The organism is Brevundimonas sp. KH_025, assembly GCF_057839885.1.
Window position 1 is genome coordinate 2,460,826 of sequence record NZ_CM174501.1, and the last position, 14,462, is coordinate 2,475,287.

The following is a 14,462-nucleotide window of genomic DNA, read 5'->3' on the forward strand; positions in this document are numbered from 1 at the left end:
GTTTCTGAGCATGACCGTTTACCTGCACGAAGGCGACCTGCCCGACGGCCTCGACCTCGGCCCCGAGGTCGCGATCGATTCCGAGACCATGGGCCTGCGCTTCCGTCGCGATCCCCTGTGCGTGGTGCAGCTGTCCTCGGGGAACGGCGACGCCCATGTCGTGCGGCTGAACCGCCCCGGCTATGACTGCCCCAACCTGAAGCGGCTGCTGACCGACCCGAAGGTGCTGAAACTCTTCCACTTCGGCCGGTTCGACATCGGCATGTTCGACCTGCACCTCGGCGTCGAGACCCGCCCGGTCTATTGCACCAAGATCGCCTCCAAGCTGGCCCGCACCTATACCGACCGTCACGGCCTGAAGGACGTGGCCAAGGAACTGGCCGGGATCGACATGTCCAAGGCCCAGCAGAGCTCGGACTGGGGCTCGCCGGTCCTGTCGCAGGCGCAGTTGGACTACGCCGCCTCGGACGTCCTCTACCTGCACGTCATCAAGGCCAAGCTGGACGTCATGCTGGAGCGCGAAGGCCGCGCCGAGCTGGCCCGCGCCTGCTTCGACTTCCTGCCCACCCGTTCGCGTCTCGACCTGGCCGGTTGGGACGAGATCGACATCTTCGCGCACGCCTGAGGAGCCCCATGAGCGACCTCGACGCCCAGGAAGCGCGCAAGCGCGCCGACGAGGCCCGGGTCGCCCAGGCGGGCGAGCGCTGGCGCGCGCGCTCGCGCCGGGTCAAGCTGTACCGCCGCGTCCTGCCCATCGTCATCCTGATGCTGGCGGGCGGCGCCCTGACCTGGACCGTGTTCCGCACCGTCATGTCGGGGGTCGAGCGCAAGGCCAGCGAGACGCGCGAGATCCGCCTCGACAACCCCATGTTCCATGGCCAGGACGCCCAGGGGCGCTCCTTCGTCATCGGGGCCAAGGGCGCGATCCGCGACCCGGCCACGGGCCACTTCCGTCTGGTCGGGCCGCTGCTGCGGCTGAACCTGGGCGGACGCAAGGTCACGGAACTGACCGCCGACGGCGGCACCTATATCGAGACGAGCCGCAAGGTGGTGATCGGGCCGAACGTGAAGATTTCGGACGGCGGCTCCGGCTTCGTCCTGACCACGCCGGAAGCCGTGGTCGACACCAATACGGGCGTAGTGACGGGCGACAAGGGCGTCCAGGGGCGCGGTCCCCTTGGAACCATCGATGCTTCGTCCTATGCCATCTATGATCAGGGCCAACGGGTCGTCTTCAGCGGCCAGGGCGAAAACAAGATGCGGGGCACCATCAACCCCGCGGGATCCGGCAGATGACCATGTCCAAGTCGAACACCATGATCGCAGGCGCCGCCCTGCTGCTGGCCCTGACGGTCCCCGCGACTTCGGGCGCCCAGTCCGCACGCTCTGACGCCAGCCAGCAGCCGGTCCAGTACGGGGCCGACGGCGGCGAATACACGCCCAACGGCTTCGCCCTGCGCGGCCGGGCGGAACTGACCCAGGGCGGCAACCGTCTGCGCGCCGACGCCATCACCGGCGTCACCGCCAACGGCGACCTGAGCCGGGTCGAGGCGGTCGGCAACGTCTACTTCGTCACGCCGGACCAGAGCATGCGCGGCGACCGCGCCGTCTATACCCTGTCCAACGGCGAGGTCGTGGTGACGGGCGACGTCATCCTGACCCAGGGCAAGAACGTCCTGACCGGCAACCGGCTGGTCTATAACGTCCGCACCGAGACCGCCCGCATGGAAGGCGGCTCCGGCCGCGTCCAGGGCGTCTTCTACCCGCAAGGGAACTGACCCCGCTTGGCGCGCAAGGAACTCTCAGCCCTCAACCTCGATCAGGCGGCCGCCGACGAAGCGCCCGCCCCTGAAGAGGCGCGCCACACCGGCCTGCGCGTCGAACATATCGCCCGCAGCTTCGGCCAGCGCCAGGTGGTCAAGGACGTGTCCCTGACCGTCCAGCGCGGCGAGGTCTGCGGCCTGCTGGGCCCCAACGGCGCAGGCAAGACCACCTGCTTCTACATGATCACCGGCCTGATCCCGGCCGACAGCGGCTCGATCTGGCTGGACGGCGAAGAGATCACCCAGCAGCCCATGTATCAGCGCGCCCGCATGGGCCTGGGCTATCTGGCGCAGGAAGCCTCCATCTTCCGCGGCATGACGGTCGAGCAGAACATCAAGGCCGTGGTCGAACTGCGCGAAAAGACCGCCGCCGGCGTGCGCGACGAGACCAGCCGCCTGCTGGAAGAACTGCGCATCGACCATCTGCGCCACGCCCCGGCCACCGGCCTGTCGGGCGGCGAGCGTCGTCGCGTCGAGATCGCCCGGGCGCTGGCCGCCCGCCCCAGCTTCATGCTGCTGGACGAGCCCTTCGCCGGCATCGACCCCCTGGCCATCGCCGACATTCGCCACGTGATCCGCTACCTGTCCAGCCAGGGCATCGGCGTGCTGATCACCGATCACAATGTGCGCGAGACCCTGGACATCATCGACCGCGTTTCGATCATCTCGGCCGGTTCGGTCCTGTTCGAAGGCACCGCCGACGAGGCCGTCAGCGACCCCGAGGTCCGCCGCGTCTATCTGGGCGAAATGTACGCCTGACAGGCTGCGACCTTCTGACGAACCTGCTGTTCGCCAGACGTTAAGTTCTCTGCCGCACGATCCCAGCAAGAACCGGGCCACATTCGCCCGTTGGAGGGATTGAGGCGCCGTGATCGGTCAGAGGCTGGAGGTCAGACAGGGTCAGGGGCTGGTCATCACGCCCCAGCTGCAGCAGGCGATCAAGCTGCTGCAACTGTCGAATCTCGAGCTGGACGCCTTCGTCGAGGGCGAGCTGGAACGGAACCCCCTGCTGCAGCGCGACGAGGGCGAGCCGGGCGGCGAGGCCGCGAACGACGCCGCCGAAGCCCCGACCTCCGCCGACAACAGCGAACTGCAATTCACCGAACCTTCGGGCGACGCCGAACGCGCCATGGATGCGCGATCGGACGACCTCTACGACGACGCCCCGCCCGGCGAACGTGACGCCGATCGCAAGCGCGACGCGGGCGAAAGCGGCGAACAACCCGGTCTGTCCGACTGGTCCCGCGCGGGCGGCGGCGGCGGTCTGGACGGCGACGGCATGGAGCGCCCCGACACCCGCGAGGCGACCCTGTGGGAGCATCTGCAGGCCCAGGCGTCGTCCGCCGGTTTCAGCCCGGCCGACCACGCCATCGCCCTGACCCTGATCGACGCCACCGACGAGGGCGGCTATCTGCGCGGCGAGCTGGCTGAGGTCGCCGACCGGCTGGGCGTGGACCTGGAACGGATCGAGGCGGTCCTGGCCGTCTGTCACGGCTTCGAGCCGACCGGCGTCATGGCTCGCTCGGCGCCCGAGTGCCTGAAGCTGCAGCTGATCGAGCGCAACCGCTTCGACCCGGCCATGGCGGCCCTGCTGGACAATCTGGAGCTGCTGGCGCGGCGCGACCTGCCCGCCCTGCGCAAGGCCTGCGGCGTCGACGCCGAAGACCTGGCCGACATGATCGCCGAGCTGAAGGCCCTGACGCCGCGTCCCGGCGCCGGCTTCGGCGGCGAGCCGGCCCAGACGGTCGTGCCCGACGTCCACGTTCGGCCTGACCCGGCCGGCGGCTGGCGGGTCGAGCTGAACGCCGACACCCTGCCCCGCCTCCTGATGGACAAGCGCTATCACGGCGTGGTCGCCGCCGGCGCGCGCTCGGATACGGAAAAGGCCTTCGTCGCCGACTGCGCCGCCCAGGCCAGCTGGCTGGTCAAGTCGCTGGACCAACGCGCCAAGACCATCCTCAAGGTCGCCTCCGAGATCGTGCGTCAGCAGGACGCCTTCCTGGCCTTCGGCGTCGAGTTCCTGCGCCCCCTGACGCTGAAGACGGTGGCCGACGCCATCGAGATGCATGAATCGACGGTCAGCCGCGTCACCTCGAACAAATATGTCGCCACCCCGCGCGGGGTGTTCGAGCTGAAATTCTTCTTCACCGCCGCCATCCAGTCGTCGGAAGGCGGGGCCCTGCACTCGGCCGAGGCCGTCCGCCACCGGATAAAATCCATGATCGACGGCGAGGCGGTCGGCGGCGACGTGCTCAGCGACGACCGGATCGTCGAAATCCTTAACGAGGCCGGCATCGACATCGCTCGGCGGACCGTCGCCAAATATCGGGAAGCGTTAAGAATTCCGTCGTCGGTGCAGCGCCGACGGCTGATGAAGACCGGCTGATCACGTCTGCGACGAAGCGTCACCACAAATCGGTGATCGGCGTTGACACCAAACGCAACCCGTCGCGTTCTATGCGTATGCAGATCCAAGTCAGCGGCAAGCAAGTGGATGTCGGCGAAGCGCTAAGCTCGCGCATCTCCCAGGAACTCGAAGAGGGAGTCGGCAAGTATTTCGCCCGTGGCGGCGAATACGCCGAGGTCGTGGTGTCCAAGGACCGCCACGGCTTCCGCGTTGATTGCTGGGTCCGCCTGGCCTCGGGCCAGAGCCTGGTGACGACGGGTTTCGGCGGCGACGCCCAAGCGGCCTTCTCGGACAGCCTGGACAAGCTTGAGAAGCGGGTCCGTCGCTACAAGCGCCGCCTGAAAGACCACCACATCGGTCCCAAGGGCCTGTCGCCCGAGAAGACCGAGGACGCCGCCCGCGAGGTCGCCTCCCTGACCATTTTCCGCAATCCGGACATGGTCGAGGACGAGGCCTTCGGCGACGCCGGGGCGCCGGACGAACCGCCGCCGGTCGGCATGGTCATCGCCGAAACCGAGGCCGAAATCCGCACCATCACCGTGGGCCGGGCCGTGCTGGAGCTGGATATGACCGGCTATCCCCTGGTCATGTTCCGCAACGCCGCGCACGGCGGCCTGTCCGTCGTCTATCGCCGTCCGGACGGCAATGTGGGCTGGGTCGACCCGGAACGCACCCTGAAGGCGGCGAAGAACGGAAGCGGCTCGGGCGGCTGAGGCTTTCATGCGGAGGGCGAAGGCGCTAGAAGACGCCTCGCCCTTCCGCCAATGTCGGGTTCGAGTTTCGGGGTCATCATGGACATCGCTGATTTGCTGTCGTCGGACGGGATCGTCCTGCGCGGCGGCGCGTCATCCAAACGCCAAGCCTTGCACGCCGTCGCCGAAGCCGCCGCGATCGCGCTGGGTCTCGACGAGGGGCGCGCGCTGGACGCGCTGCTGGAACGCGAGGCTCTGGGCTCGACCGGCCTGGGCTCCGGCGTCGCCGTGCCGCACGCGCGGATCAAGGGCCTGGAGCGCGTCTGCGCCGTCTTCGTCCGCCTGGATACGCCCGTGGCCTATGAGTCGGTGGACGACCGTCCGGTCGACCTGCTCTTCGCCCTGTTCGCTCCGCTGAACGCCGGGGCCGAGCATCTGCGGGCGCTGGCCGCCGTGTCGCGCGCCATGCGCTCGCCGGAACTGCGCGAGCAACTGCGCCAGGCCCGCACCGTCGACGCCGTCCGCGCCCTGTTCGTCAAGGACGTGCCGGCCACCGCCGCCTGACACTATCCCGCCCGCGCTCAAGCAGGTCGAACGGCCGGTAGCGCGCCAATCCCGCGCTCAAGCAGGCCTTGAGGCCGATAGCGCACCAAGAATGTCGCTCAAGCAGGCCCTGAGGCCGACAGCGCACCAAGAAGTCAGTGAACCGAAACGGGTTCCAGCTCGTGCGCCGCCGCCGCCGCGAAGGCGGTCTCTCGATCCAGCATGATCGCCAGGCGCTCGCCGTCGGCGCCGTGGACGGCGTAGAGGATCTGTTCCGGATCGATCTCGATGCCCGGCGCGTCGATGTGGGCGTCTGCCATCACGTCCGAAGCGCGGATCGCGCGCACATAGACGAGGTCGGGGGCGCCCAGGCCCGCGAAGTCCTTATTGGTCATGACAGGCGTCATAGGACCGCCTCCTTACGCTTGACTGAACGCCTGGGAAGCCAGGCGGTTCGACGGCTGAAATCAGCCCGTCGTGATGGGAATGCGTCGAATCTGCCGGTCCTGCTCGGGCCGGACCAGATCGACGTGCAGCAGGCCATGCTCCAGCCGCGCCTCGGCCACCTCCAGCCCGTCGGCCAGAACGAAACTGCGGACAAAGCCGCGCGCCGCGATGCCGCGATGCAGAAAGGCCTGCTCTCCCCTGCTCGCGTCGTCCCGCTTGCCGGCGATGGTCAGCTGCCGCCCCTCCAGCGTGATGCCCAGTTCGTCCGGCGCGAAGCCGGCCACGGCCAGACTGATGCGCACCGTCGCTTCGCCAAGCTGTTCGACGTTGTAGGGCGGATAGCTCTCGGCGGCCGCCTTGGCCGCGCGGTCGATCAGGGCGCGGGTATGGTCAAACCCCAACAAAAAGGGGCTGTCGAACAAAATGGCGCGTGTCGTCATAAGGCCCTCGCAAGAAGCGACCCGACCATCCGCGCCCTCCCAGAAGCGGCAAGGACGCGCGGCCGTTTGCAACAAATGGTTATGCGCCGCCGCCCGGTCAACAGGAGCGCTAGGCGTTGCGATTGTTCACGTGACATACAGGTCGTAGCCTTCACTGTAGAGCCACGTTCTGCGGCCAGACCGCCAACTCGAGAGGACTTTTCATGCGCGCCAAGATCGCCGTCGCCAGCGTCAGCATCGCCGCCCTTCTGGGGGCCGCCGCCTGCACCACGACCGATCCCTACAGCTCCACGCCCAACCGCAACAACACAGCGACCGGCGCCATCGCCGGCGCTCTGGGCGGCGCGGTTCTGGGCTATCTGACCAACACCTCCAGCGGCGAACAGGGCCGCAAGAACGCCCTGATCGGCGCCGGCATCGGCGCTCTGGCCGGGGCCGGCGTCGGCCAGTACATGGACCGCCAGCAGCGCGCCCTTGAGGCCGAGCTGTCGGGCACCGGCGTCGGCGTGGCGCGTCAAGGCGACAACCTGGTGCTGCGCATGCCGTCGGACGTGACCTTCGCCACCAACCAGTCGAACCTCGACAGCCGCTTCCTCCCGGTTCTCGACGACGTTGCTCGTGTGCTGAACGAGTACGACCGCTCGATGGTCGACGTCATCGGCCACACCGACGCCTCGGGCGGCGACGCCATCAACCAGCCTTTGTCGGAGCGCCGCGCCTCGTCGGTCGCCGCCTACCTGGTGGACCACGGCGTGATCCGCGAGCGCCTCTATGTCGCCGGCATGAGCGCGCGCAATCCGATCGCCTCGAACGACACGGTCGAGGGCAAGGCGCAGAACCGTCGCGTCGAGATCCTGATCCGCCCGTTCAAGGGCTGATCCTTCAGCCTCAATCGCTGAAACGACAAAGGGCGGCGCTTCAGCGCCGCCCTTTTTTCTTGCCTGTCGCCCTTAGCGAGCGCTCTCGGGCCGGCCGATCGAGGTGTAGCGGAAGCCGCGCGCCTTCATGTCCTCGGGGCGATAGACGTTGCGCAGATCGACCATGACCGGCTGTTTCAGCAGCAGCTTGACCCGGTCCAGATCCAGGGCGCGGAACTGATCCCATTCGGTCAGGATGACCACCACGTCGGCGCCCTCGACCGCGTCATAGGGACCGTCGCGGAAGACCACGCCGTCCAGCAGCTTGGCGGCCTCGGTCATGCCCTCGGGGTCGAAGGCCTGGACCGTGGCCCCCTTGGCGATCAGGGCCGGGGCCACGTCCAGCGACGGGGCGTCGCGCATGTCGTCGGTGTTCGGCTTGAAGGTCAGACCCAGCAGGGCGACCGTCTTGCCCTTCAGGTCGGTCGCGCCCAGGGCGGCGGCCACGCGGTCGGCCATGGCCTTCTTGCGGGCGTCGTTCACCTCGACCGTCGTTTCGATCAGGCGCAGCGGCGCGCCCGCGTCGGTCGCCGTCCGCACCAAAGCCAGGGTGTCCTTGGGGAAGCAGGAGCCGCCGTAACCCGGTCCAGCGTGCAGGAACTTGGATCCGATGCGATTGTCCAAGCCGATGCCGCGCGCCACCTGCTGCACGTCGGCGCCCAGGTTCTCGCACAGGTCCGCCATCTCGTTGATGAAGGTGATCTTCAGCGCCAGGAAGGCGTTGGCGGCGTATTTGGTCAGTTCCGACGTGCGCCGGCCGGTGAACAGGATCGGCGTCTCGTTGAGGTTCAGCGGGCGATACAGTTCGGCCATGACGGGACGGGCGCGCTCGTCCTCGATGCCGACCACGACGCGGTCCGGACGCTTGAAGTCGCCGATGGCGGCGCCTTCACGCAGGAACTCGGGATTGGAGACCACGGCGAAGTCAGCGTCGGGGCGCCGGGCGCGGATGATTCGCTCGATCTCGTCGCCGGTGCCGACAGGCACGGTCGACTTGGTCACGATCACGGTGAAGCCGTCGATCAGGTCAGCGATCTCTTCAGCCGCGGCGTAGACATAGGAAAGGTCGGCATGGCCGTCGCCGCGCCGCGACGGCGTGCCCACGGCGATGAAGACGGCGTCGGCCGTACGGATGGCTTCGGCGCCGTCCAGGGCGAAAGCCAGGCGGCCGTCACGGACGTTGGCGGCGACCAGATCTTCCAGCCCCGGCTCATAGATCGGCATCCGGCTCGCGTTCAGATGGTCGATCTTGGCCGCGTCCTTGTCGACGCAGGTCACGACGTGACCGAAGTCCGCGAAACAGGCGCCGGACACCAGTCCGACATAGCCAGTGCCGATCATTGCGACGCGCATGCAGTCATCCTCTTGATGCAGTCAGGCCGAGATAACGTTCAAGCATGACGTTTGCCAGTCAACGGCACAGGCCGTGAGCAAAGAAAAAGGGCGGCCGATCCGAATGGATCGACCGCCCTCAATCTTATCGACCTTCAAGATCATCGGGACCGGCGCGAACCGGCCCCTCAGAGTCTTAGAAGTTGATGTCGATGGTGGCGCGACGGTTGAGCGGCTCGCGCACGCCGTCAGCGGTGGTCTTGGCCAGGTTGGTCTCACCCTTGCCGTCGAGGGCGATGACGCCGCCGTTGACGCCTTGGGCGACCAGGGCGTCGGCGACGGTGCGCGAACGACGGTTCGACAGGCCGAGGTTATAGGCGGCCGAGCCCGAGGTGTCGGTGTAGCCGACGATCAGGACGCGGGTCGGAGCGCCCGACTTGGCGTAGTTGGCGGCTTGCGTCACCACCGAACGAGCTTCCGCCGTCAGGTCCGAGCGATCCCAGTCGAAGTAGACCACGAACTGACGCGCAGCCGGCTTGGCCGGAGGCGGCGGAGGCGGCGGCGGGGGCGGCGGGGGCGGCGGCGGGGGCGGCGGCGGCGGCGGCGGCGGCGGCGGGGGAGCAGCCGGCTCGGCGCCGAAGGCGTAGCGCAGGCCCAGGGTCACGGTGTGGCTCTGGTCGTAGTCGCCGGCCATTTCGCCGAAGGTGTTGGTCGTCGAGTTCGTGAAGGTCTGGAACTCGGCGTCGCCCGTCAGGTAGCGGTAGGTCAGGTCGATGTTGGCGCGGTCGCCGACGGCCCAGGCCAGACCGGCGATCGCCTGAGCGGCGAACTTGGTCGAGCTGTCGTCAGCGCCGAAGGCCACGGCCGGGGTCTGACGCAGACGGCCCACGACGTCGGTGTTGACGTGGTTGGCGCCGACGCCGAGGCCGACGAAGGGACGGATGCCCCAGGCCGAGTAGCCGAAGTCATAGATGACGTTGGCCATCAGGGTGGTCGAGGTGATGTCGCCGTCGGGCGAGTGGCACGGGCCGGTCGCCGGGGTGACGTTGCACAGGCCCTGAGCGCCCGAGACGGCGCGCACGGTGCCGACGTCGCCCGAGCGGTAGCCGCCTTCGAGCTCGACGCGCCAGTTCGGGTTGAAGCGATAGCCGAGGCGGGCGAAGGCGGCCCAGCCGTCGTTCACTTCCCAGTTCCAGTTGGAGCTGTTGGTCGACGACTCGGTGTTGATGTCGTCGATGATGTGATAGCCGGCGTCGATCGCGCCGTACCAGCCATCCGGCTCAGCCGAAGCGGCGCCCGCCGACAGGGCCAGAGCCGCCGCCGCGCTGGATGCCAGGATCAAACTCTTGACGCGCATAGATGCGGCCCTCCGAGATCTGTTGTTCGTGGACGACGGATACGTCGCCTACCCCACTCCCTATCAGCGTTGCCGTGGGTGGTCGAGCGGCAAACGCCCGATTTACCGAAGGTTGCAACACACCGTGGCCGGAGCGCTACAGGGTTTAACGGCGCATTAAGATCAGCAGGCGTCTCGGCATAAGCGCTTGACCTGCCTTCCCGCCTGTCGTCCACATCCCCGACCGAACGCTCGGCCCCTCAGGATTTCATGACTTCCATCTGCATCGACGGTTTCAATCTGGCCCTGGCCAAGGGAACCGGCATCGCCACCTATGGCCGCAATCTGCTGGAAGGCGCCCGCGCGGTCGGCTTCGGGACCCAGGTGCTCTACGGCCCCGCCGCGCGCCGTCGCGACGACAACCTGCTGAACGAGACCGCCCTGGTCGACGCCGAGCGGCCGCCGCAGCGGTTGAACCGCAAGCAGAAGGTCCAGCGCTTCGCCGACACCTTCGCCTCGCGCTACGGCCGCACCGCGCATTCCATCCTGCCGTCAGGCGAGGTCATCTGGCCGGCGCGATCGGGCGGCCGCCCGGCCGCCGACCGCTTCTGGGCGGCGCGGGACCTGTTCAGCCACGCCAATCGCTGCTTCGCCGCCTATGGCAAGGAAACCCCGGTCTCGTTCGAGGCCACGGCCGGCGCCCCCGCACCCGACGTCATGCACTGGACCGCGACCCTGCCGCTCTACGCGCGCAGCGTCCCCAACATCTACACCATCCACGACCTGATCCCGTTGCGCCTGCCGCACACGACCCTGGACGACAAGGCGACCTATCGCGCCCTGTGCGACGCCATCGCCCGCCGCGCCGACCATATCGCCGTGGTCTCGGAGACGACCCGCCAGGACGTCATCCGTCTGCTGGGCGTGAGCGAGGACCGCGTCACCAACACCTATCAGGCGGTCAGCCTGCCCGAGAAGCTGACCTCGCGCAGTCAGGCCGACGTCACGCTGGAGCTGGAAGGCGTCTTCAACCTGGGCTGGAAGAACTACTTCCTGCATTTCGGCGCCATTGAGCCGAAGAAGAATCTGGGCCGGATCGTCGAGGCCTATCTGGCGTCGGGCAGCCAGACGCCCCTGGTCATCATCGGCGGCCGGGCCTGGCTGGACGAGGGCGAGACCGCCCTGCTGAACCAGGTGAAGCGCGACGGCGGCCCCAGCGCCGACCGCATCCGCCAGTATGAATACATGCCCTTCTCCATGCTGATCAGCCTGATCCGAGGGGCCAAGGCGACCCTCTTCCCCTCACTGTACGAAGGCTTCGGCCTGCCGGTGCTGGAATCCATGGCCCTGTCGACGGCGGTGCTGACCTCGACCGGCGGCTCGCTGCCGGAAGTGGCGGGCGACGCGGCGGTGATCGTCGATCCCTACGACGTCCAGGCCATCACCCGCGGCATCCAGGCGCTGGACGCCGACGAGGGGCTGCGCCTGGACCTGCAGGCGCGCGGCATCGTTCAGGCCGGAAAGTTCACGCCCGAAGCCTATCAGACGCGCCTCACGGACCTCTATCGCAAGGTCGGAGTGTCGGCGGCCTGACATGACGACCGCCGCCACAGCCTCCGACCGACTGACGCACCTGCAGCGGCTTGAGGCCGAAAGCATCCACATCCTGCGCGAGGTGGCGGCCGAGTGCGCGCGCCCGGTCCTGCTCTATTCCATCGGCAAGGATTCGGCGGCCCTGCTGCATCTGGCGCGCAAGGCCTTCTATCCGGCGCCGCCGCCCTTCCCCCTGCTGCACGTCGATACGACGTGGAAGTTCCGCGCCATGTACGCCCTGCGCGACCGGATGGCGGCCGAGAGCGGCGCCCGCCTGATCGTGCATCACAACCCCGAGGCCCAGGCGCAAGGCATCAACCCTTTCGACCACGGCTCGGCGGCCCACACCGACATGTGGAAGACGCAAGGCCTGAAACAGGCGCTGGACCTGCACGGCTTCGACGCCGCCATCGGCGGCGCGCGCCGCGACGAGGAGGCCAGCCGCGCCAAGGAGCGGATCTTCTCCTTCCGCGGCCCCGGCCACCGCTGGGACCCGCGTCGGCAGAGGCCGGAACTGTGGAGCCTCTACAACGCCCGCGTCGCGCCCGGCGAAAGCATGCGCGTCTTCCCTCTGTCCAACTGGACCGAGATGGACGTCTGGGAATACGTGGCCCTGGAAAACATTCCCGTCGTGGACCTCTATTTCGCCGCCAGGCGCCCCGTGGTCCGGCGCGACGGCGCCCTGATCGTGGTCGACGACGAACGGATGCGGCTGAACCCCGGCGAGACGCCCGAGATGATGTCGGTGCGGTTCCGCACCCTGGGCTGCTACCCCCTGTCCGGCGCGGTCGAGAGCGAGGCTTCGACGCTGGAGGCCGTCATCGCCGAGATGCGCGCCTCGCGCAGCTCCGAACGTCAGGGCCGGCTGATCGACCGCGATCAGGCCGGGTCGATGGAGAAGAAGAAGCAGGAGGGCTATTTTTGACCGCGCCCCTGCCTGAGCGCGACCTGCTGCGCTTCATCACCTGCGGCTCGGTGGACGACGGCAAGTCGACGCTGATCGGCCGCCTGCTGCATGACGCGGGCGCCGTGCCCGACGATCAGATCGCGGCCCTGCGCGACGCCGACGGTCGACTGGACTTCTCGCTTCTGGTCGACGGCCTGCTGGCCGAGCGCGAACAGGGCATCACCATCGACGTGGCCTATCGCTATTTCTCGACGCCGCGCCGCCAGTTCATCGTCGCCGACACCCCGGGACACGAGCAGTACACTCGCAACATGGCCACCGGCGCCTCGACCGCCGACGCGGCCGTGGTCCTGGTCGACGCGCGCAAGGGGGTTCTGACCCAGACCCGGCGGCACAGCCACATCGTCGCCCTGCTGGGCGTGCGCCACGTCATCCTGGCCGTGACCAAGATGGACATGGTGGCCTGGTCGCAGGACGTGTTCGACGCCATCGCCGCTGACTATCTGGCCTTCGCCGAGGCCGCCGGCCTGCCGGCGCCGACCGTCATTCCCGTCTCCGGCGTCAACGGCGACAACCTGGTCCGTCATGGCGAGGCGGCCGAATGGTATGCGGGTCCGACCCTGCTGGAGGTGCTGGAGACCCTCCCCGCCGCCGCCGAGACGACGCGACCGTTCCGCATGGCCGTTCAGGGCGTCAGCCGCCCCAACCTCGACTTCCGCGGCTATACGGGCCGCATCAGCAGCGGCGCCGTCGCGGTCGGCGACGCCGTCGCCGTCTCGCCCTCGGGCGTCCGGTCGCGCGTCGAACGGATCGTCGTCATGGGCGGCGACCTGCAGAGGGCGCAGGCCGGCCAGTCCGTCACCTTGACCTTCGTCGACGAGATCGACGTGACGCGCGGCGACGTCCTGGCGGCCGCCGAAGCGCCGCTGGAAGCCGCCGACCAGTTCGAGGCCACGATCGTCTGGATGGCCGAGGCGGAGATGATTCCCGGCCGGGTCTATGACCTGAAGATCGGCGCCCGCACCGTCGCCGCCCAGATCACCGACATCCGCCACCGCGTGAACGTCAACACGCAAGAGAAACTCGCGGCCCGCTCGCTGGTGTTGAACGACATCGGCGTCTGCCACCTGTCCCTGGGTCAGGACGTCGCCTTCGAACCCTATGAGGTCGATCGCGAACTGGGGGCCTTAATCCTGATCGACCGCCTGACGCGGGCGACGGTCGGCGCGGGCATGATCCGCTTCGCCCTGCGCCGCGCCCACAACATCCATCGCCAGGCGATCAAGGTGGACCGCGATCAGCGCGCCGCGCTGAAGGGCCAGAAGGCGGCTGTCGTCTGGCTGACCGGACTGTCGGGATCGGGCAAGTCCACCATCGCCAACCTGGTCGAGGAGCGGCTGACCGCCGAAGGCCGCCACGCCTATCTGATCGACGGCGACAACCTGCGGCACGGCCTCAGCCGCGACCTGGGCTTCACCGAGGCCGATCGGGTCGAGAACATCCGTCGGGCGGCGGAGGTGGCGCGCATGATGGCCGACGCCGGGCTGATCGTCCTGGTGTCGCTGATCTCGCCCTTCCGGGCCGAACGCCGCATGGTCCGCGAGATGATGCCGGACGGCGAGTTCCTCGAAGTCTTCGTCGACGCGCCGCTGGACGTCGTGGAGGCGCGCGACGTCAAGGGCCTCTACGCCAAGGCCCGGCGCGGCGAGATCGCCAATTTCACCGGCGTCAGCAGCCCCTATGAAGCTCCCCTGGAACCCGACCTGCACCTGCGGACCGACCGGATGAGCGCCGAGGCGGCGGCGGACGCCGTGATGGCCCGCCTGCGCGGGGATCAAGGATCGGCCGGCTAGGCCAAGACGAATTCAGGCGACCCGCCAGGTTCGCAAATGCGGCGCAAGTTTCTCCGCCACCCCGCCGCGATCGCTTGCGCTTGCGACGGCGCAGAGTATGGTCGCGGCGTGATCGGCCGACGGTAGAGGCTGTTTCTCGACCGATTTCCTCTCGCGCTCCGGCGCGCTTCAA

Annotated in this window: 15 protein-coding genes; 11 read left to right on the forward strand and 4 right to left on the reverse strand. The window is 68.3% G+C overall.

The features are described from left to right. Positions 1-10: 10 nt before the first annotated feature. The 7 genes from AC3IS2_RS12260 to AC3IS2_RS12290 all read left to right on the forward strand — a co-directional run bounded on the left by AC3IS2_RS12260 (position 11) and on the right by AC3IS2_RS12290 (position 5,486). Positions 11-625: a ribonuclease D gene (locus AC3IS2_RS12260; protein WP_489198058.1), complete on the forward strand. Its 615-nt coding sequence runs from the start codon at positions 11-13 to the stop codon at positions 623-625. Between the two features lie 8 nt (positions 626-633). After that, on the forward strand, positions 634-1,296 hold the full coding sequence (gene lptC / locus AC3IS2_RS12265) for an LPS export ABC transporter periplasmic protein LptC (RefSeq protein WP_489198059.1): 663 nt from the start codon (positions 634-636) through the stop codon (positions 1,294-1,296). Next, entirely contained in the window at positions 1,293-1,778 is a 486-nt protein-coding gene (locus AC3IS2_RS12270) for an LptA/OstA family protein (RefSeq protein ID WP_489198060.1), read from the forward strand. Before lptC ends, AC3IS2_RS12270 begins: the two co-directional genes overlap by 4 nt. 6 nt (positions 1,779-1,784) lie before the next feature. Then, on the forward strand, positions 1,785-2,582 hold the full coding sequence (gene lptB, locus AC3IS2_RS12275; RefSeq protein ID WP_489198061.1) for an LPS export ABC transporter ATP-binding protein: 798 nt from the start codon (positions 1,785-1,787) through the stop codon (positions 2,580-2,582). A gap of 109 nt (positions 2,583-2,691) precedes the next feature. Then, the gene (gene rpoN, locus AC3IS2_RS12280) at positions 2,692-4,209 is read left to right on the forward strand and encodes an RNA polymerase factor sigma-54 (RefSeq protein ID WP_489198062.1); all 1,518 of its coding nucleotides are present in this window, start codon (positions 2,692-2,694) and stop codon (positions 4,207-4,209) included. A 77-nt stretch (positions 4,210-4,286) separates the two neighbouring features. Beyond that, on the forward strand, positions 4,287-4,943 hold the full coding sequence (gene hpf / locus AC3IS2_RS12285; protein ID WP_489198063.1) for a ribosome hibernation-promoting factor, HPF/YfiA family: 657 nt from the start codon (positions 4,287-4,289) through the stop codon (positions 4,941-4,943). A 78-nt stretch (positions 4,944-5,021) separates the two neighbouring features. Next, on the forward strand, positions 5,022-5,486 hold the full coding sequence (locus tag AC3IS2_RS12290; RefSeq protein WP_489198064.1) for a PTS sugar transporter subunit IIA: 465 nt from the start codon (positions 5,022-5,024) through the stop codon (positions 5,484-5,486). Positions 5,487-5,620: 134 nt separating this feature from the next. On the opposite strand, the gene AC3IS2_RS12295 is transcribed toward AC3IS2_RS12290, so the two are convergent. After that, positions 5,621-5,872, reverse strand: a complete 252-nt coding sequence (locus tag AC3IS2_RS12295) for a DUF1150 family protein (RefSeq protein ID WP_489198065.1) — start codon at positions 5,870-5,872, stop codon at positions 5,621-5,623. Between the two features lie 60 nt (positions 5,873-5,932). Beyond that, entirely contained in the window at positions 5,933-6,352 is a 420-nt protein-coding gene (locus AC3IS2_RS12300) for an Hsp20 family protein (protein ID WP_489198066.1), read from the reverse strand. A gap of 203 nt (positions 6,353-6,555) precedes the next feature. Here AC3IS2_RS12300 and AC3IS2_RS12305 point away from each other — a divergent pair, with 203 nt between their 5' ends. After that, entirely contained in the window at positions 6,556-7,230 is a 675-nt protein-coding gene (locus tag AC3IS2_RS12305) for a YiaD family glycine zipper/OmpA-like lipoprotein (protein ID WP_489198067.1), read from the forward strand. Positions 7,231-7,302: 72 nt separating this feature from the next. Here AC3IS2_RS12305 and AC3IS2_RS12310 read toward each other — a convergent pair whose 3' ends face one another. Beyond that, positions 7,303-8,622, reverse strand: a complete 1,320-nt coding sequence (locus AC3IS2_RS12310) for a UDP-glucose dehydrogenase family protein (RefSeq protein WP_489198068.1) — start codon at positions 8,620-8,622, stop codon at positions 7,303-7,305. Between the two features lie 175 nt (positions 8,623-8,797). Then, positions 8,798-9,958: an outer membrane beta-barrel protein gene (locus AC3IS2_RS12315; RefSeq protein WP_489198069.1), complete on the reverse strand. Its 1,161-nt coding sequence runs from the start codon at positions 9,956-9,958 to the stop codon at positions 8,798-8,800. A gap of 249 nt (positions 9,959-10,207) precedes the next feature. Between AC3IS2_RS12315 and AC3IS2_RS12320 the strand changes: the two genes are divergently transcribed. The 3 genes from AC3IS2_RS12320 to cysC are packed head-to-tail and all read left to right on the forward strand — an operon-like array spanning position 10,208 to position 14,290. Beyond that, positions 10,208-11,530 (forward strand): glycosyltransferase family 4 protein, encoded by a 1,323-nt coding sequence (locus tag AC3IS2_RS12320; RefSeq protein ID WP_489198070.1) that lies wholly within the window; start codon positions 10,208-10,210, stop codon positions 11,528-11,530. Between the two features lies 1 nt (position 11,531). Then, a complete protein-coding gene (gene cysD, locus AC3IS2_RS12325; RefSeq protein ID WP_489198071.1) occupies positions 11,532-12,455 on the forward strand; it encodes a sulfate adenylyltransferase subunit CysD in 924 nt (307 codons plus the stop codon). Continuing rightward, complete coding sequence (gene cysC, locus AC3IS2_RS12330) at positions 12,452-14,290, forward strand: adenylyl-sulfate kinase (RefSeq protein WP_489198072.1); 1,839 nt, start codon at positions 12,452-12,454, stop codon at positions 14,288-14,290. Before cysD ends, cysC begins: the two co-directional genes overlap by 4 nt. Positions 14,291-14,462: the final 172 nt, after the last annotated feature.